Source organism: Microbulbifer sp. ABF4_143, from assembly GCF_056160225.1.
In genome coordinates this window covers 139,855-158,909 of the sequence record NZ_JBSWWT010000011.1, presented here as the reverse complement: position 1 = coordinate 158,909, position 19,055 = coordinate 139,855, and the positions used below count along the sequence as shown (strand labels likewise).

The window sequence follows — 19,055 nt, the reverse complement described above, 5'->3', positions numbered from 1 at the left end:
CGTGGCGTTCATGGGGCTGCCGCCTTTTTATTCCTGAAAGCCCGGAGGTGTGAGTTAGCGATATGCAAAATTTTCACAACATCCTGTATGTCAGCCACGCGACCGGTGACGAGAGCGGGGGATTGCTGCAGGCCCTGGCCGTGGCGCGCAACAACCACGCGGCGGTGAAGGTGCTGGTGGTGTGCCCGGCGGTGCCGGACGATTTCGGGGAGTATCGGCAGCTGTGTATGGAGGCGCTCGAGGCGCGGGTGCGCGACAGCGTCGCGGCGGTGCGCGAGCAGCTGAAGCTGTCGGAGGACGAACTGAACCTGGAGGTGGAAGCCGAGTGCGGCAGCCGGCCGGCGGAGCGGGTGATACGCCGCGTGTTGCAGGAGGGCTACGACCTGGTGATCAAAAATGTCGAGGGGCGCGCCCAGCGCGAGGGGTTCAAGGCCATCGATATGGAGCTGCTGCGCAAGTGCCCCTGCCCGGTGTGGCTGTGCCGCCCGATCGCCAACGCCCACCAGGATATCAATGTCGCGGTGGCCGTGGACCCGGAGTGCGAGGAACCCAGCGCCTACGACCTGGCGATCCGCCTGCTGCGCTGGTCCCGGGCGCTGGCGGATACCTGCAGCGGCGAGCTGCATATCATCTCCTGCTGGGACTACGACGTGGACGAATACCTGCGCCACAAATTTCCCGTCAGTGCCTCGGACGAGGAGCTGGACCGGGCCACCGAGGCGGCCCGCGCTAAGCACCGCTCCAAACTCGATGTATTGATCCAGGCGTCGGGTATCGGCGGCAAACTCGATGTGCACCACGCCATCGCCCGCCCGGACCGCTATATCCCGCTGCTGATCGAGGAGAAGAAGTTCGACATTCTGGTGATGGGCACCGTGGGGCGTACCGGTATCCCGGGGTTCATCATGGGCAACACCGCGGAGAATATCCTGCAGAAGGTCAGCTGCTCCCTGCTGGCGCTGAAGCCCAGTGACTTCGTCTCCCCGGTGAAATAATCCGCGGCCGCCGCATCTGTTTCACCCGTGCGGTTCGTCTGAGTGGTTGTGCGCGCTGAAATGTAGAAGAATAGAGCGCTTTCCAAACGGAGCAGAACCAATGATAAAAAGAATTGCCAAGTGGACGGGCGGTGTACTGCTGGCCGGGGTGCTGGCCGTCGGCGTCTTCGCCGTCAACGCCATCTATTTCAAACCCTGGTCCATCAATGTGTACTTCGAGCGCGCCTTTATCAAGCTGGGCACCACCAGCCCGGAGATACTGTCGCAGCTGCGGGTTTTCGAACAGTTCGGCATAGACGGGCACAACGCCCACCTGGACGACGTGTCCGAGGCCGAGGGGCGGCGCCAGATGCAGATAGTCAGGGATGAGCTGGCGGTACTGCGGAGCTACGACCGCGCGGCGCTGGAGGGGCAGGACGCGGTCTCCTACGATATCTTCGAGTATTTCCTCAGCGATATGCTCGAGGGCGAGCGCTGGCAGTACCACAACTACCCCCTCAACCAGATGTCCGGCGAGCAGAACCGGCTGCCGGAATTCCTCGCGGAGATTCACCAGATCAACAATGTGAAGGAGGCGGACTACTACCTGTCCCGCCTCGGCCAGGTGGATCGCAAGTTCGACCAGGTGCTCGAGGGCCTGAAGATCCGCGAGGCGCGCAATATCATTCCGCCGCGCTTCGTGATCGACGGAGTGCTGGAGGAGATGCGTGGATTTATCGGCGTCCCCGCGACTGAGAACATTCTCTATACATCCCTGGTGGAGCGGCTCGACAGGCTGGACGGGCTGGCCGCGGACGAGCGCGAGCGGATACTGGCCAGCGGTGAATCCCTGATCAAGACGGACGTCTACCCGGCCTACGAAAAGCTGATTGCCTACTACGAGGCCCTGCAGCCGAAGGCGCAGGGCAACCGCGGTGTCTGGAGCCTGCCGGATGGCGACGAATTCTACGCCTACAAGGTGCGCAGCCACACGACTTCGGACATGACTCCGGAGGAAGTACACAACATAGGCCTGGCCGAGGTGGCGCGCATCGAGGCGGAGATGAAGCGGATCTTCGCCGCCCTGGGCATGGACAGCGGCACCATCGGCGAGCGCTTCGCGCGGCTCAATGAGCAGCCGCAGTTCCTCTACGAGGCCAGTGACGCGGGCCGCGAGCAGATCATCGCCGACTACCAGAGGATCATCGACGAGATAGACGCGGGCCTCGGCGACTACTTCGATGTGAAGCCGGCCATGGGCGTCGAGGTGCGGCGGGTACCCGAGTTCAAGGAGGAGGGCTCCGCCGGCGCCTACTACAATCCGCCGGCGATGGACGGCTCGCGCCCGGGCGTCTTCTACGCCAACCTGCGCGACGTGCACGAGACCAAGAAATTCGGTATGCGCACCCTGGCCTATCACGAGGCGGTGCCCGGCCACCACTTCCAACTGGCCATAGCCCAGGAACTGGAGGGTGTGCCCACCTTCCGCAAGCTGGGCCTGTTTACCGCCTACTCCGAGGGCTGGGCGCTCTACGCCGAGAAGGTCGCGAAGGAGGCCGGCTTCCAGGAGGATCCCTACGATGACCTGGGCCGGCTGCAGGCGGAGATGTTCCGCGCTGTGCGCCTGGTGGTGGATACCGGCATGCACTACAAGCGCTGGAGCCGCGAGCAGGCCATCGACTATATGGTGGAAAAGACCGGCACGACCGAGACGGAGGTCACCACCGAAGTGGAGCGCTACCTGGTCTGGCCGGGGCAGGCGCTGGCCTACAAGGCGGGCATGATGAAAATCCTGCAGCTGCGCGAAAAGGCGCAGACCGAACTGGGCGATGCCTTCGATATCCGCCAGTTCCACAATGTGGTGCTGACCAATGGCGCCATGCCGATGGCGGTGCTGGAGAACCAGATCGACGACTGGATTGCCAGCCGGCGCGGCTGACGGCAAATGCGGTCCGCCGGCGCGGGGTCGGCGGTTTCTGCAGGAAAAAAAGCCGCCGAAAGGCGGCCCCGGACTGCTGACAAAGTTCTGAAGTCAGAATCGAAGGCAAAGTGCCAGGACGGGTATTTCGAACCGTCCTAGCGCTTTGCCGCCACTGCACTCAACGACAGCCGGGCGCAGGGGTTATCGACAAGCTGAGGCCGCCAAATGACGGCCCGCTTGTTCGTGGAGGGCGGTTACTGCCGGGCTTTGACCTCGGCAACCCACTCGTCCACCAGGTCTTCCAGTACATCCAGCGGCACGGCGCCGTTGGCGAGTACCACGTCGTGGAACTGGCGAATATCGAACTGGTCGCCCAGTGCTTTCTTCGCCTTCTCGCGCAGTTCGACGATCTTCAGCATGCCGATCTTGTAGGCGGTGGCCTGGCCCGGCATCACGATATAGCGCTCGATGGCCTTGACCACGTCGCCCTTCGGGTTGGGCGTATTCTGCTGCAGGTACTCGATGGCCTCCTCGCGGGTCCACTTCTTGCTGTGGATGCCGGTGTCGACCACCAGACGGCCGGCGCGCCACAGTTCCATCGCCAGGCGGCCGAAGTCGGAGTAGGGGTCCTGGTAGAAGCCCATCTCCTTAGGCACCAGCTCGGAGTAGAGGCCCCAGCCCTCGGTGTAGGCGGTGTAGCCGCCGAACTTGCGGAACTTGGGAATGCCCTCCAGCTCCTGGGCGATGGACAGCTGCATATGGTGGCCGGGAATGCCCTCGTGGTAGGCCAGCGCCTCCATCTGGTAGATGGGCATGTTCTTCATATCGTACAGGTTGGCGTAGTAGATGCCGGGGCGCGAGCCGTCCGGCGCCGGGCGCTGGTAGAAGGCCTTGCCGGCGGATTTCTCGCGGAAGGGCTCCACCGCCTTCACGATCAGGTCCGCCTTCGGCTTGGTGATAAACAGCTCGTCCAGGCGGCCCTTCATCGTATCGATGATTTCGGTGGCCTCTTTCAGGTAGCGCTGCTTGCCGGCTTCGGTGTTCGGGTAGTAGAACTGGTCGTCGGTGCGCATGAATTCGAAGAATTCCTGCAGGCTGCCGTCGAACTCCACCTTCTTCATGATCTCGCGCATCTCGTCGTGAATGCGCGCCACTTCCTTCAGTCCCACCTCGTGAATTTCGTCGGCGCTCATATCGGTGGTGGTGTACTGCCTCAGCTTGAAGCTGTAGAAGTCGTCGCCGTTGGCGAGCTTCCAGGCACCGTCGTCGGTGGTGGCTTTTTTCTCCAGCTGCTGCAGGTAGCTGATCAGCTTCTCGTAGGCCGGGCCGGCGCTGGAGAGCAGGGCGCTCTTGGCCTTGCCGATCAGCTGTTGTTTCTGTTCGTCGGAGATCTCCAGTTTTGCCACCTTGCCCTTGAAGTCGGCGAACAGGGTGCTGTCTTCGCCGTCGTCAAAGGGCGCGCCCTTGATCAGGTTCTGGGCGTCGCTGATTACATAGGGAAAGACGAACTTGGGCACTATGGTGCCGGCCTCGGCGCGGGCTTCGAGATTCTGCTGCAGTTGCGCGAAGTGCTCCGGCAGCGCGTTCAGGCGCGCGATATAGGCCTCGGCGTCGGAGGCGTCGTCGATGCGGTGCTGGTTGATCAGCAGCGAGGCGACGCCGGTGTGGGTCGCGTACATCTGATTGACCGGGTAGGAGTGCAGGCGCCACTGGTAGCCCTCGATCTCCTGTTCCAGGTTGCGCTTGGCCAGCTTCAGGCTCAGGTGGGTGGCGTCGTCCAGCTTGCTCGGGTCGAGCTTGTTCAGTTCCGCCAGCTGGCGCTGGTTGATCTCGTGGGTCTGCTGCTCGAATTCCGGCGACAGGTCGTCCCACTTGTCGTAGTCCTCCTTCATGCCGAGGAAGGTCTTGAACTCCGGGCTGCGGGACAGGTGCTCCTGGAAGAAGTCCTCGAACATCTTGTTGGCCTGGGCAATGGCCTCGGCGTCGGCTTCGCCCGCGGCAGGGGCAACCATCTCGGTGGTCTCGGTGGCGGTTTCGGCAGCGCTCTGCTCCGGGGCCTCGGATTTGTGGCCGCGGTCACAGCCTGTCACGATCAGTGCGCTTATGGCGGCGGCGAGCAGGGTGGGTTTCAACTTCATGGTGGCATTCCCAGTCTTGGAGTATTTTTTGTAGCTGCAAATGTGACAAATTTTTCGAGCCAATCTGCACGGCCGCAGGCGGCCGGCAAGGCGGGAGAGGCACAGAGTGTGCCCCACGAAAAAGCGGGCACATGGCCCGCTTTTTTGCTGTCGCCTGCGATCAGGCGAAGTTTTTGTTCACGAAGTCCCAGTTCACCAGGTTCCAGAAGGCTTCCAGGTACTTCGGGCGCAGGTTGCGGTAGTCGATGTAGTAGGCGTGCTCCCAGACGTCGCAGGTCAGCAGCGGGGTCTGGTCCGCTTCGGTCAGCGGGGTGCCGGCGTTGGAGGTGTTGACAATGGCCACGGAGCCGTCGGCTTTCTTGACCAGCCAGGTCCAGCCGGAACCGAAGTTGTTCACCGCGCTGGTGGTGAACTCCTCCTTGAACTTGTCGAAGGAGCCGAAGGCCTTGTCGATGGCCTCGGCCACGGCACCGGTGGGCGCGCCGCCGCCGTTCGGGCTCAGGCAGTTCCAGTAGAAGGTGTGGTTCCACACCTGCGCGGCGTTGTTGAACACGCCGCCGGAGGAGGTCTTGATCACCTCTTCCAGGGATTTGTCGGCGTCGGCGGTGCCTTCCAGCAGGCCGTTCAGCTTGTCCACATAGGTCTTGTGGTGCTTGCCGTAGTGGTACTCCAGGGTCTCCTCGGAGATGTGCGGTTCCAGGGCATTCTTCGCGTAGGGGAGTTCGGGCAGTTCGAAAGCCATGGTGTCTTCCTTCCTTTGTCTCGGGTTATTGGTGGGAGCATTCTACACGCGCGCCATGTCAGAATTAAGCCGGCGCGGTTGTCGAATTTAGTGTGGACAGGCCCTGGAAGGTTGGGACGATTTGCTCAATCACAAGGGGGCGGGGCGAAATTTACTTCGCCGGCTGTCGTCTAGTCTTACTTGAGGTCGCTTACTTTTTCGTCAATCTTTGGTATAAATGCCGCTGAATTCGACCAATCACCGGCTCCGTGTGTGAATAAAAACGCGGATCCGGTCACATCAAAACCATCGGGTATTGTCAAACATGCAACGCAGAGAGCCCACACTGGACGGCAGCACCGCCATAGAGCCGCAACTGGACAACGGCCCCATAGGCCGCAGCAGTCCCCGTGCGCCGGAGCCGGAGGCGGTCGCCGTCGAGCGCAGCGGCGGTATCTCCATTCTGGCCGTGATCGCGCTGATCCTGGCCCTGGCCGGCCTCGGCGCGGCGGCTTTCCTGTACCAGCAGTGGCAGCTGAGCCGGGTGCAGCTGGTGGATGCCGAGAGCCGTATCGCGGAGCTGGAGAAGCGTTTCGAGATGTCGGATGAGGAGGCCTCCGCCTCGGTCGAGGTACTGAACGCCAAGGTCAAGGAGAACGCCTCCGAGATCCGCAAGCTCTGGGGCGTGTCCTACGACACCAACCGCAAGGCCATCGCCGCCAACAAGAGCGCCGCGGCGGCCAACAAGAAGGAACTGGCCGCTCTGTCCGGCAAGGTCAAGGGCCTCGACGGCAGCCTGAAGAAGATCGCTGCGGTGGAATCCGCCCTGGCGGAGCTGCGCAAGGCCAACACCGCGAGCCAGCGCGACACGGCGGACAAGCTGGCGCGACTGGAGCGTCAACTGGCGTCGGTGCGCACCGACCTGACCGCCCGCGTCGGCGCCAACGAGGAGGCGGTGGAGTCCATCGACGCCTACCGCCGCTCGGTGAACAAGGATCTGGTACAGCTGCGCGACGCCATCCGCTCGCTGCAGAGCGGCGGCTCCACCGCCTCGTCCATGTAACCGCATATAGTTCGATCGTATAGGGGCGAACCTTGTGTTCGCCCTTACTGTATTCGGCCCGTGCTGTTGGGCGAACCCAAGGTTTGTTCCGGCCGCTCCACGCATTCGCGGCGCCTTCGGCCCCTACAAAAGCCGACTGTGCGACGGAATCGCGACGCGAAGGCCCTGATGCCGGGGGCTGTTCGCCAGACCTTTCACGGCCATGGATGGCCGTGGAGAGCGTACAGGGATGTATTTAAAGCGTGTCTGGCGAACAGCCACCGGTAGCAGGGCCGCCACCCGGCTCACTACAGAGCTCCAACCCCAGGAGCCTTTCTGCCAACCGCCAATAACCCCACAAATCGTGTAAAATCGCCCGCCTCGAGACGTAAACCGGAGCCGGAAATGACCACTATCCGCCAGGATGACCTGATCGACAGCGTCGCCGACGCGCTGCAATTCATCTCCTACTACCACCCGCAGGACTTTATTCAGGCCCTGCACAAGGCCTACGAGAAGGAGGCCAACCCGGCGGCCAAGGACGCCATGGCGCAGATACTGATCAACTCGCGCATGTGTGCCCAGGGCCACAGACCCATCTGCCAGGACACCGGCATCGTGACCGTGAAGATGAAGGTCGGCATGAATGTGCAGTGGGACGCGGAGATGAGCGTGACCGATATGGTCAACGAGGGTGTGCGCCGCGCCTATAGGAATCCGGACAATGTACTGCGCGCGTCCATCCTCGAGGATCCGGACGGCGCGCGCAGGAACACCGGCGACAACACCCCGGCGGTGATCCACTACGAAATCGTGCCCGGCGACACCGTCGAGGTCTATGTGGCCGCCAAGGGCGGCGGCAGCGAGGCCAAGAGCAAGTTCGCGATGCTGAACCCGTCCGACTCAGTGGTCGACTGGGTGCTGAAGATGGTGCCGCAGATGGGCGCCGGCTGGTGTCCGCCGGGCATGCTGGGCATAGGTATCGGCGGCACCGCCGAGAAGGCGATGCTGCTGGCGAAGGAGTCCCTGCTGGACCCGATCGATATCCAGGAGTTGCAGGAGCGCGGCGCATCCAACCGCGCCGAGGAACTGCGCCTGGAGCTGTATGAAAAAGTGAACAAGCTGGGTATCGGCGCCCAGGGCCTGGGCGGCCTGACCACCGTGCTGGACGTGAAGGTCAAGGACTACCCGACCCACGCCGCCAACAAGGCGGTGGCGATCATCCCCAACTGCGCCGCCACCCGCCACGCCCACTTCACGCTGGACGGCTCGGGCCCGGCGCGCCAGACGCCGCCGAAGCTGGAAGACTGGCCGGAGATCACCCGCGCGGCCGGCGGCAATGTGCGCCGCGTGAACCTCGACGAGGTGACCCGCGAGGAGGTGCAGAGCTGGCAGCCGGGCGAGACGCTGCTGTTGAACGGCAAGATGCTGACCGGTCGCGACGCGGCGCACAAGAAGATGGTCGACATCCTCGCCAAGGGCGACAAGCTGCCGGTGGACCTGTCCGGCCGCTTTATCTACTACGTGGGTCCGGTGGACCCGGTGCGCGACGAAGTGGTCGGCCCGGCCGGCCCCACCACCGCCACGCGTATGGACAAGTTCACCCGCACCATGCTCGAGGAGACCGGTCTGCTGGGTATGATCGGCAAGGCCGAGCGCGGCCCGGCGGCGATCGAGGCGATCCGCGACAACAGGGCCGTCTACCTGATGGCCGTCGGCGGCGCCGCCTACCTGGTGGCCCAGGCGATCAAGGACGCCAAGGTGGTCGCCTTCCCGGAGCTGGGCATGGAGGCCATCTACGAGTTCGAGGTGGAGGATATGCCGGTGACCGTGGCCGTGGACAGCCAGGGCGAGTCGGTGCACAGCACCGGGCCGCTGATCTGGAAGGCGAAGATCGAGGAGGGCGCGGTCTGACCGCGGCCACCGCCGTCGAATCTCGGGGCGAACCTTGTGTTCGCCCCTTTTCGTTTTGGCGTCTCTCGGCGTTTCGCCCTCAATTGCGCCAGCTGAGCCTGCCGAGCAGCATATCGCGGAACATCAGGAAGTCGCACACGAAGCTGTAGAACGGATTGCTGAAGGCCGCGGGTGTGTTCTTCTCGAACAGGAAGTGCCCGGTCCAGGCGCAGCCGTAGGCGATCGCCAGGCCCGCCAGCACCAGCCAGGGGTTGGCGGTGACAATGGCTGCGACCAGTGCGGCCAGTCCCAGCGCGGTGCCGAAAAAATGCCAGACCCGGCAGCGCGCGTCGCTGTGCAGCCGCAGGTAGTAGGGGTAGAACTCGGCGAGGCTTTTATCCGGTGTAGACATTATTTTTCTCCCAAGAAGTTGTCAGTAACGGCAGATGCGCCCGAGTGCGCCGATCGCGCAAGCGGCGGCGAAAAACAGCAGCAGTATCGGCCAGGCGTCGACGGCGGTGCTGCCGTCCGCCATCAACCTGCCCATCAGCGCGGTGCCCAGGCCGCCGCCGATCATTGTCGAGAGGCCGTTGTAGATTCCTGTGCCCTCCGCAGACAGGCTGGGGGGCAGCAGATACTGGACCATGGCGAATTCGCAGGCGTTGTAGGCGGAGATCAGAAACACCGCCGCGCTCATCAATCCCATCACCAGCCACAGTGGCTCGGCGCGGAAGGCGAAGTAGACGGCGATGCCGCCGAGGGCGAAGCCGCCCGCAGCCAGGGCGCCGCGCAGGTTGGTGCGGTCCCCGATCTGCGCCCAGCAGGCCATGCCGGCAAATGAGAACACATAGGGCAGGGCGGCGAGATAGGCGAGATCGCCGTAGTCGACTCCCGGCTTGCCGGCCAGATAGGTGGGCAGCCAGCTGGCGATACCGAGCGACGCCATATTGTTCAGAATGCCCACCAGCATCATCAGGCAGAATGGCCCTGTGACCAGGCCGCGCAGCTGCCGCCAGCCAGCGGCGGCGGGGGCGTCGGCCGGGGCGAGATTTGCGTGCAGGTAGTCCCGCTCCGCGCCGCCGAGGCGCGGGTGCGCCGCGGGGCTATCGAACACCCAGCGCCCGATCAGCGGCAGGCTCAGCGCCAGGCCGCCGAAGGCCAATACATAGAAGCCCGCGCGCCAGCCGAACTGGTGCATCAGCGGTACCAGCAGCAGCGGCCCGCACAGGATCGCCAGAAACAGACCGGCGATCCAGATGCTGTTGGCGCGGCTGCGCTCGTGCAGCGGAAACCAGCGCTGCACCAGCGCGCTGGCCATCGGGAAGTGCACCCCCTCGGACAGCCCCAGCAGCACCCGCGAGGCGCACAGCAGCAGCACAAACTGGCTGAAGAAGGCGCCAAGGGCGGTGAACAGGGACCAGAGCAGGACGATCAGCAGCAGGCAGTTGCGCGCCCCCAGCCTGCCGGCCAGCGGCGTCAGCAGCAGGTTGGAGAGGCCGTAGGCCACGTAGAAGAGGCTCATCAGCAGTCCGCCGTAGAACTGCTTCTGCTGCAGGCTCCAGGCGAACTCCCCGGCCATCAGCGGCAGGGCCAGGCTGATGTTCATGCGGTCCAGATAGGCCACGAACACCGTCACCATCAGCACCGCCGCCATGCGCCAGCGCTGACCGCCGGCGGCGCATTTCGCCAGTTCCAGGCGTGTCGCGATTGTCATTGATCCAAGCCCCGGTGTCGCGCCCCGTCAGGCGCTGGCCTTGCTGTAGAGGCCGTTGACGAATTCGCTCAGCAGGCCGTCCCGCACCCGGTGCGGCATCAGGTTGAGCAGGTTGTTGATGTAATCCATGCGCCCGGCGATATCCGATTCGGTGCCGGCGATCAGCTGGCTCAGTTCCTCCAGCAGCTGCGGCGAGTTCCGCTCCAGCGCACCGCGGATCTCCGCCGGCAGCTCGCGCATCGAGGGCCCGGCTTCCCGCTCCGCCATTTCCGCTACCGTTTGGCGCAGATCGGCGATAAAGGCGTCGGTATGCGGCGCGTTACCGGCACCGACGGACAGGTGGATATTGGCCGGCGACGGCCCGAAGCCGAACTGCGGCTGGATATACCAGCCGCGCTCCTTCATCTTCGCCGCCAGCGCGAACACGTCCAGCTGCCGGGACGCGAAGGAGAAGAGGTTGGTCTGCGGCTCGCCGAGCAGGTACAGCTCGGGGATCTCATCGATGGCCGCGCGTATTTTGGCCGATGCCTCCTGGGTGCGGCGCACCAGGTTGAGGTAACCCTCGCGCCCCAGGTGCTGCAGTATCGCCCAGCAGGCCGCCACCGGGCCGGCGCTCTTGGTGGATAGGATGGTCGGGTTGATGACCGAGTAGCCGGTCCAGCCGGACCAGGCGAAATACTGGTGGCGGCGCATTTCGGCGCCATTGTTGTAGATGATCGCAGAAGCGCCCTTCGCCGCATAGCCCCATTTGTGGAAGTCCATCGACAGTTGGGTCACGCCGGGCACCGACAGGTCGAAAGGCGGGATGTCGTAGCCCAGATCGCGCGCGAAGGGCAGGTACATGCCGCCGACGCAGCAGTCCACATGGAACAGCAGGTCGTGCTGCAGGGCGATGCGGCCCAGCGCTTCGATCGGATCCACGGCGCCGTGGGCGTAGGAGGGCGCGGAGGCCACCATCATGATGGTGTTGTCGGTGATGCGCTCCTCCATCGCCGCGGGCAGGGCGCGGAAGCTGTGTGGGTCCACCGGCGCCACCACCGGCTTGATATCGAAGTAGGCGCAGGCCTTGAAGAAGGACGCGTGCGCGGTCTCCGGCAACAGCAGTTCCGGCTCGCGGATATGGGGTTTGTGTGCGCGGCAGTAGTCCCGCGCCGTCTTCACCGACAGCAGCAGGCTCTCGGTACCGCCGGAGGTAAAGCTGCCCTCGGCGCCGTCGCCGCCGCCGACCAGGTCGATGGCCATGCCCATCACATCCTTTTCCAGCTCCATCGCGCTGGGGAAGGTGGTGGGATCCAGCCCGTTTTCGGTAATGAACAGGGTGAAACTGTCTTTCAGCAGCTGCATGGCCTCGGGGCCGGCGTCGTAGACATAGGCGAAGGCGCGGCCGCTCTGCCAGTCCACGTCCTGGTGCTTGCGCGCCGCCAGCGCCGCGAGCAGGGAGTCGGTATCGCGGCCTTTGTCGGGGAACTTCATAACTCTTACTCCATAGGAAAAATGCGGGCTGCCGTTTGCCTGCGGCGCGCGGCAGCCGGGAGGGCGGCGAAATGCCAGGGCGGCGTGCCCGCCCCGGCGTTTCGCCGGCACTCGCCGATCAGAAATCGATATTCAGGCTGGCACCGATGGTGCGCGGCGCGCCGACGCTGTGCTGCAGGCCCGAGTAGTGGGTCTCCAGGCCCTGTACGCCGAGCAGATACTCTTCGTTCAGCAGATTGTTGGTGAAGAGCGCCAGCCGGTAGGTCCCGTTGCCGATGCCGGCGCGGGCATTCCACAGGTCGTAGGCCGGGATCATGCGCGTCTCGCTGTTCTCGACGTCGAAGTACTGATCGTCGATGCGGCTGTAGTCCAGGTGCAGGTAAGCGTCGAGACCGTTGTTCAGTGGAATGTCGATATCCAGCGCGGCGGTGAAGGTGTTCTCTGGCGAGTAGGGAATGCGGTTGCCGGTCGCGTCGATGACCTCACCGCTGGTGGTGACCGCATTGGTGAACTCGTCGAACTCGGCGGACAGGCGGCCGTAGCCGGCGCTGAACTGGATATTGTCGGTGAGCAGCGCGGTCAGTTCGATTTCCACGCCGCGGTTCTGCGCGTCCGACGCATTCTGCACGAACTGGCGCTGGCTGAGCGGATCCTGGCCGCGCACTTGCAGATCCCGCCAGTCGAACTGGAACAGGGCCAGGTTCAGCTGCAGGCGGTCGTCCAGCCACTGACTCTTGCTGCCGATCTCGTAGCTCCAGCCGGTCTCCTTGTCGAACACCTGGTCCACCGCGTCTATCGCCGCGGTGACGCTGGAATTGACGCCGCCCACTTTGTAGCCCTTGGCGGCGGTGAAGTAGAGGCGGTTCGCGTCGTTCAGCTGGTAGTTGATGGACAGGCGCGAGGACAGGTCGGTGAAGTCTGCGCCCACCCGGTCCTCGCCCACCGGCAGGGTGACCGTGGGTCGGGTCAGTTCGGAGAACTCCACGTGGTCGTCGGTGTAGCGCAGCCCCAGGCTCAGTTCCCAGTCGTCGCTGAGATAGTAGGTGGCGTCGGCGAAGACGGCGCGGCTGTCGGTTTCGTTGGCGCGGTCCACATCCTCGAAGTTGCCCAGCGACAGCGGGCCGAACACCGCCGGTACGGCGCCCGGTGTGGCCAGCAGCATCTGCGTGGCCGGGTCGGTGAAGTCGATCAATCCCCCCTGGGCACTCAGGCCGAACAGCAGTGCGCCCCAGGCGTCGAGGAAGGGGTCGCTGGCCAGGTGGGTGCTGATGTCCGTCTCGCTGATCTCGTCTTTGGCGACGATGGCGCCGAGCAGCCAGTCGAGCTTGTCGTTGCCGCTGGAGGACAGGCGCAGCTCCTGGCTCCAGGCCTGCATGTCGCTGTCGCGGCCGACGGTAAAGGCCGGGTGTATCGACATGTCGCCGTCGCCGAAGCTGGAGAAGTCGTTGCGCGTGATGCCGCTGACCGAGGTCAGGGTCAGACGGTCGTTGATCTGGTACTCCAGCCGCGCGGTGGCGGTGTCCGTCTGCGAGCTGGACTCGAACGGCTGATCGGTGGCGAAGGTGTCGTAGTTGCCGGCGCTGACGAAGGGGGCGTCAGTCGTGGGCAGCGGCCACTCCGGCAGTGCCGAGGTGTCTATTGGGGCCACCGGGCCCGGGTAGCCCATGCTCGCCAGCAGCTGCGGAAACTGCGCGTTGATACCGTTCAGCTGCTGCAGGATATTGCCCAGTTGGCCACTCGGCACCAGGCTCGGCATATTCTGCTCGTGCTGGACGGTCGAGAGCGCCAGGTCCACTTCCAGCGCGTCGCCGGGCTGCAGGCTCAACGCGATACGCGCGCCGCTGCTGTCGCCGTCGTTGCTGGCGTCGCTGGGGCCGGCATTGTCCATCCAGCCGCCCTGTTCGCGGTAAAAGACCGCACCGCGCAGTGCCGCGCTGTCGCCCAGCGGCAGGTTGTAGCTGGTGCGTGCCAGGTAGCCGCCGTGCTCGTCGCCCTGCAGTTTTAGCGCGCCGAAGGCGGCGCTGGTGTCCGGTTTCTGCGAGGTGATACTGATGGCGCCGCCCATGGTGTTGCGGCCGAAGTAGGTGCCCTGGGGGCCGCGCAGTACCTCGATGCGCTCCACATCGAACAGCTCCGCGTCGGCGGTGCGCGAGTAGCCGTTGACGAGAATGTTGGGCGCTATATTGAACTCGTCCAGATAGATGCCCACCGCATTGGCCTTGCCGCCGATATTCGTCACCCCGCGGATCGCCACCTTGGTGTAGGCGCGGTTGCCCTGCTGGGTAAAGCCGACGTTGGGTGTCTTGGTGGCGTAGTCTTCGAATTCCTCGATGCCCGCGCGTTCTATCTTGTCGCCGGTAAAGGCGGTAACGCTGACCGGCACATCCTGCAGCGACTGGGCGCGCTTCTGCGCCGTCACCACGACTTCCTCCAGTGCGGCCTGTTCCTGTGCCTGTGTAAAGGCGGCGCCGGTGAAGCTGGCGATGGCAACGGCAGCGGATAGCAGTGTTTTATCGAAGGGGGAGGTGGGTGCTTTCATGGCAATTCCCTATCTGTGCTTATTGTTGGGGTTGCTGGAACTGCGGGTCCACGGGTGTGCGGACACTTAGTTGAACAAGTGTTCAAACATCTGCGAGCTTAGCCTTGTTTGTGCACTTGTGCAATGTTTCTTTGGCGCGGGCCTTGCTTTACACTGGCGGGCCAGACACAGACAGCCCTTCGCCCATGCCGCAAACCTCCGTCAAGAACACCGACAAACCCGCTGCCAGCCGCCCCGGCCGCGCGCGCCGCGCCCAGGGGGAAATGACCCGCAAGACCATCCTCGAGGCGGTACTGAAAGTGATTCACCGCGATGGCCACCGGGCGGTGACGCACCGATCGGTCGCCAAGGAGGCGGGGGTGAACTACTCGCTGATCAACTACTACTTCGCCAATCTCGACGAGCTGCTGGAGCAGGCGCTGCATTACCAGGTGTCCCGCGGCGAGCCGGAGCTGACCGGTACCTGGCAGCAGGTGTTCGACTATATCGACCAGTTCAGCGCCGCCGAGCTGCGCACCCTGGCGGTGCGCCGGCAGCTGTGCGATTACCTGGCCCAGGTGGCCACCGACTATGTGGTGCGGCAGATTCGCGAGCGCCCCGAGGGGCTGGTGATGGAGATGACCTACGCCTTCGATCTCTCCGTCGGCGCCGAGCTGCGCGCTCTGGCGGCGCGCTACCGCAAGCGCTACCTGGAAGACTTCGTGCGCCTGTGCCGGCGCTTCAAGAGCCCCTGCCCGGAGGTGGATGCGCAGCTGTGCCTGGGCACGCTGCAGCGCCTGGAGTATGAGGGCATGGCCGCCGGCCGCGTCGACCGCGACGCTATCTATCGCCAGTTGCGGCGCCAGATGGGCTGGCTGCTGGGGCTGCGCGGCGACTCGCAAGCCGTCGAATAGATCCCGCCGATTCCGACATGATGCCGCCGCGGGGCTTGCTCCGTGCCGGCGCTTCTGCTCAAATGTTTGAACATGTGTTCAAACAGGTTGTAAGAGTGGCTATAGAGATGTTGCGACAGGGGGGGCGGGCCCTGCCCGATGCCGGCGAGGCCGCGGCACTCGCCGCACCGGCGGCGGAGTATTTCGCGCGGCTGAACCGCATGCTGCGGCGGGAGTGGAGCGGGCGCCCCTGTCTGCTGGTCGATCTGGCGCGCCTGGACCACAATCTGCACAGGGTCGGGTCGGAGCTGGACGGCCTGCCGGTGCGCCTGGTGGTCAAGTCACTGCCGTCGATCCCGCTGCTGCGTCGCGCGGCGGAGGCGCTCGACTGCAGGCGCTTTATGGTGTTTCACGGCCCCTTTCTCGAGCAGGTGCGGCGCGCCTTTCCCGACGCCGACATCCTGCTCGGCAAGCCGCTGCCGGTCGTCGCGGCGGAGCATTTCTACCGCCGTGTGCAGGGGGTGGACGACAGCCGGCTGCACTGGCTGGTGGACACCCGCGAGCGCCTGGCGCAGTACGCGCAGCTGGCGCGCGGTCTCGGGCGGCGCCTGTCGGTGTGCTTCGAAATCGACGTGGGCATGCACCGCGGCGGCCTCGAAACGCCGGCGCAGCTGGCGCCTATGCTGGAGCTGATCGAAAATGAGCCGGCGCTGCAGTTTCGCGGCTTTATGGGTTACGACCCCCATGTGGCCAAGGCGCCGCCGCTGATCGCGAGCCGCCGTGCGGCGGCGGAGAGTGCCAAGCGCCGCTACCGCGCCTTCCTGTGCGAGTACCAGCGCCTGTATCCGGGGGCTTCCGTCGACCGACTGCTGCGAAACGGCGCCGGCAGCCTGACTTACCGCGACCATCTGCAGCAGTCGCCGCTCAACGAGGTGAGTCTCGGCTCCTGCCTGCTGAAACCGACCGATTTCGACGACCCGGCCCTCGACACACTGCTGCCCGCCTGCCACATCGCCGCGCCGGTGCTGAAAAGCTGGCCGGGGCTGCATCTGCCCTTCCTGCGCCCGCTGTCGCGACTCCTGTCGCGGGGGCGCCGCAGCCTGTTTCTGTACGGCGGGCGCTGGATGGCGCAGCCGGCCTTCCCAGCCTCGATGCGGCCGAGCGGCCTGTTCGGGCTCAGCTCCAATCAACAGCTGATGACCGTGTGCGCGCGCGAGCGCATCGACGTGGACGACTATGTTTTTTTCCGCCCGACTCAGAGCGAGGCGGTGCTGCTCGGCTTCGGCGATCTGATCGCCGAGCGCAACGGCGTGATCGAGGCGCGCTGGCCGGTGCTGCAGAACTGAAAGTGAGTGAGACACAATGCGTGGAACAACAATAAAAAAATGGTGCGCGGCGACAGCGCTGCTTCTGCTCGTCTGCGCCGCGGTGGTGTATGCCGCCGTCTACCTGTCGCAGCCGAAATACAGCGGTGAGATTTCACTGCGCGGACTGGAGCGGCCGGTTCAGATCCGCTTCGACGATCACGCGCGCCCCTATGTGCGCGCGCAGAGCCTGGACGATGTGCTCTTCGCCGAGGGCTACCTGCACGGCAGCGAGCGCCTCTGGCAGATGGAGCTGCTGCGCCGCGCCGGCCGCGGCCGCCTGGCGGAGCTGTTCGGCGAGTCCATGCTGGAGACGGACCGCGAGCTTTGGCGCATGCGCGTGCCGATGATCGCGCAGACGCTGCAGCAAAATGCCAGCGCGCGCTTCCTGCAACTGGTGGATGCCTATGTGCGCGGCGTCAACGGTGCGCTGGAGCGCTATGCGCTGGTGCCGCCGGAGTTTCTGCTGCTGGGGCACAGCCCCGAGCCCTGGCGGCGCGAGGATGTGTTTGCGGTGGGCGCCCTGATGGGGCTGCAGAGCGGCAACAACTACCGCCAGGAAATCGTCCGCCTGGCGCTGCGGGAAAAGGTCGGCGACGCGCTCGCGGCGGTGTTTCTGCCGGACGATGGCGAGCAGGTGGACTTCCCCTATATTTTCGACCGGCACACGTCGGGCGGCGACAGGCTCGTCGGGCTGCTGCGGCGTCTCGACAGCGTGAGCGCGGCGGAGACGCCGCTGATGCCGCGCCTCGCCTTCGGCAGCAACGGCTGGGTGGTGGCGCCGCGGCGCAGTGCCAGCGGCCGCGCCCTGTTCGCGTTCGACTCCCACGATGCCCTGGGTCTGCCCAACCTCTTCTACGAGGTGCACCTGTTCTTCGGCGCGCGCCAGCTGCGCGGCTGGTCGGTGCCGGGCCTGCCGGGAGTGATCAACGGCTTCAACGAGCGCATCGCCTGGGGCTTCACCAATATCGGCGACACCCAGGACCTGTTCGTGGAGCTGCGCTCGGAGGAGGACCCGCTGCAGTTCCGCGACGGCGAGCAGTGGTACCGGGCCGCGGTGGAAGAGGTGCAGATACCGGTGCGCGGGCGCCCGGAGCCGGAGCGGCTGCGCCTGATCACCACCCGCAACGGCGCGCTGATCAGCGAGTCCCCGCCGCTGTCGCTGGCCTGGACCATGCACCGGCTCGACGGCCACTCCCTCGAGTCCATTCTCGACCTGAACCTGGCGCAGAACTGGCAGGAGTTCACCTCGGCGCTCGACGCCTACCCCGGGCCGACCCTGAACGCCACCTACGCCGACGTGGACGGCAATATCGGCTTCCGCACCGCCGGCCTGATCCCCGAGCGCGCCCGCGGCGAGGGGCTGGAACCGCTGGCGGGGCACGAGGCGCAGAACCGCTGGCGCGGGCTGGTGCCGGCGGCGCAGATGCCCGAGATCTACAACCCGCCCCAGGGCTATCTGGCGGCGGCCAATGCGCGGGTGAATCCGCGCGGCCTGGGGCCGCTGGTGTCCGCGGACAACGCCACCCGCTACCGTATAGAGCGCATACAGCAGCAGCTGGCGTCCCGCGACCATCTGACCCTCGAGGATATGCGCCGGCTGCAGTTCGACTGGTACGACGGCCAGGCCTCGCTGCTGTTGCCGGCGCTGCTGGCGGAGGTGCGCGAAGCCGGGCTGGACGCCACCGAGCGCGCGGCGCTGGCGCAGTTGCGGTGTTGGCAGGCGCAACCGGTGGCGGAGCGCGACCTGGGCGCACCGCTGGTGTTCCAGCTCTGGTACCGGGCGCTGGCGCGCAGCGTTTTCCAGCCCCGCCTCGGCGAGGATCTGAGCCGGCAGCTGTTCAAACACAACTACCTGCTCAACCACGGGCTCGACCGGCTGATACTGCGCGAGCGGAATTCCGCCTGGTGGCGCGGCGAGCGCAGTGCGCTGATCACCGCCGCGCTGCGCGCCGCGGTGGCGCAGGTGCGCGAGGTGCAGGGGGAAGCGGTGCGCGACTGGCGCCTCGGCGCCCAGCACCGCCTGACCCTGCGCCACGAACTGAGCGGCGCGGTGCCGCTGCTGGGGCTACTGCTCGACAGCGGTGTGCACCCCTGGGGCGGCAGCACCGCGACGGTCGGCCGCGCCAGCTACCGCTACGACCGCAGCCTGGATGTGACCATGGGGGCGACGGTGCGGGTGGTGGCGGAGATGGGCGATCGGCCCCGGGTGCAGGCGGTGATTCCGGGTGGGCAGAGCGGCCACCCGCTCGGCAACCACTACCTGGATCAGTTGTCGCCCTGGTTGCGCGGTGAATTGTTGCCGCTCGCGGACGATCCGGATGGCGACGGGCTGCGCCGCCTGACGCTGACTCCGTCGCCCGTTGCAGGGCGCTGACAGGGCGGCTATTGCGAATCGCCGTGA

The 19,055-nt window shown here is 65.3% G+C and carries 13 protein-coding genes; 7 read left to right on the top strand and 6 right to left on the bottom strand.

Annotation, left to right across the window (positions count from 1 at the left end; all coding sequences use genetic code 11):
* Positions 1–62 precede the first annotated feature (62 nt).
* Positions 63–995 carry a universal stress protein gene (locus ACXAF3_RS10810; protein WP_475112308.1) on the top strand — a complete coding sequence of 311 codons (933 nt, stop codon included), beginning with the start codon at positions 63–65 and terminating at the stop codon, positions 993–995.
* A 100-nt stretch (positions 996–1,095) separates the two neighbouring features.
* Positions 1,096–2,913: a DUF885 domain-containing protein gene (locus ACXAF3_RS10805; RefSeq protein WP_475112307.1), complete on the top strand. Its 1,818-nt coding sequence runs from the start codon at positions 1,096–1,098 to the stop codon at positions 2,911–2,913.
* 236 nt (positions 2,914–3,149) lie between these two features.
* Here ACXAF3_RS10805 and ACXAF3_RS10800 read toward each other — a convergent pair whose 3' ends face one another.
* On the bottom strand, positions 3,150–5,033 hold the full coding sequence (locus ACXAF3_RS10800) for a DUF885 domain-containing protein (RefSeq protein WP_475112306.1): 1,884 nt from the start codon (positions 5,031–5,033) through the stop codon (positions 3,150–3,152).
* 160 nt (positions 5,034–5,193) lie between these two features.
* Positions 5,194–5,775, bottom strand: coding sequence for a superoxide dismutase [Fe] (gene sodB / locus ACXAF3_RS10795; protein WP_475112305.1), 582 nt, complete (start codon positions 5,773–5,775; stop codon positions 5,194–5,196).
* Positions 5,776–6,079: 304 nt separating this feature from the next.
* On the opposite strand from sodB, the gene ACXAF3_RS10790 reads away from it, so the two are divergent.
* Together ACXAF3_RS10790 and ACXAF3_RS10785 are read left to right on the top strand one after the other, a co-directional pair.
* Positions 6,080–6,817 (top strand): hypothetical protein, encoded by a 738-nt coding sequence (locus ACXAF3_RS10790; protein ID WP_475112304.1) that lies wholly within the window; start codon positions 6,080–6,082, stop codon positions 6,815–6,817.
* Positions 6,818–7,201: 384 nt separating this feature from the next.
* On the top strand, positions 7,202–8,710 hold the full coding sequence (locus tag ACXAF3_RS10785) for a fumarate hydratase (protein ID WP_475112303.1): 1,509 nt from the start codon (positions 7,202–7,204) through the stop codon (positions 8,708–8,710).
* A gap of 79 nt (positions 8,711–8,789) precedes the next feature.
* Here the strand turns inward: ACXAF3_RS10785 and ACXAF3_RS10780 are convergent, their stop codons facing one another.
* The 4 genes from ACXAF3_RS10780 to ACXAF3_RS10765 form a co-directional block, all read right to left on the bottom strand.
* Positions 8,790–9,101: an Mpo1-like protein gene (locus ACXAF3_RS10780; RefSeq protein WP_475112302.1), complete on the bottom strand. Its 312-nt coding sequence runs from the start codon at positions 9,099–9,101 to the stop codon at positions 8,790–8,792.
* Positions 9,102–9,122: 21 nt separating this feature from the next.
* On the bottom strand, positions 9,123–10,403 hold the full coding sequence (locus ACXAF3_RS10775; protein ID WP_475112301.1) for an MFS transporter: 1,281 nt from the start codon (positions 10,401–10,403) through the stop codon (positions 9,123–9,125).
* 27 nt (positions 10,404–10,430) lie between these two features.
* Complete coding sequence (locus ACXAF3_RS10770; protein WP_475112300.1) at positions 10,431–11,876, bottom strand: pyridoxal phosphate-dependent decarboxylase family protein; 1,446 nt, start codon at positions 11,874–11,876, stop codon at positions 10,431–10,433.
* Positions 11,877–11,994: 118 nt separating this feature from the next.
* A complete protein-coding gene (locus tag ACXAF3_RS10765; RefSeq protein WP_475112299.1) occupies positions 11,995–14,415 on the bottom strand; it encodes a TonB-dependent receptor in 2,421 nt (806 codons plus the stop codon).
* Positions 14,416–14,600: 185 nt separating this feature from the next.
* Between ACXAF3_RS10765 and ACXAF3_RS10760 the strand changes: the two genes are divergently transcribed.
* The 3 genes from ACXAF3_RS10760 to ACXAF3_RS10750 all read left to right on the top strand — a co-directional run bounded on the left by ACXAF3_RS10760 (position 14,601) and on the right by ACXAF3_RS10750 (position 19,028).
* Positions 14,601–15,308, top strand: coding sequence for a TetR/AcrR family transcriptional regulator (locus ACXAF3_RS10760; RefSeq protein ID WP_475112298.1), 708 nt, complete (start codon positions 14,601–14,603; stop codon positions 15,306–15,308).
* A 107-nt stretch (positions 15,309–15,415) separates the two neighbouring features.
* A complete protein-coding gene (locus ACXAF3_RS10755; RefSeq protein WP_475112297.1) occupies positions 15,416–16,633 on the top strand; it encodes an alanine racemase in 1,218 nt (405 codons plus the stop codon).
* A gap of 16 nt (positions 16,634–16,649) precedes the next feature.
* Entirely contained in the window at positions 16,650–19,028 is a 2,379-nt protein-coding gene (locus ACXAF3_RS10750) for a penicillin acylase family protein (protein WP_475112296.1), read from the top strand.
* Positions 19,029–19,055: the final 27 nt, after the last annotated feature.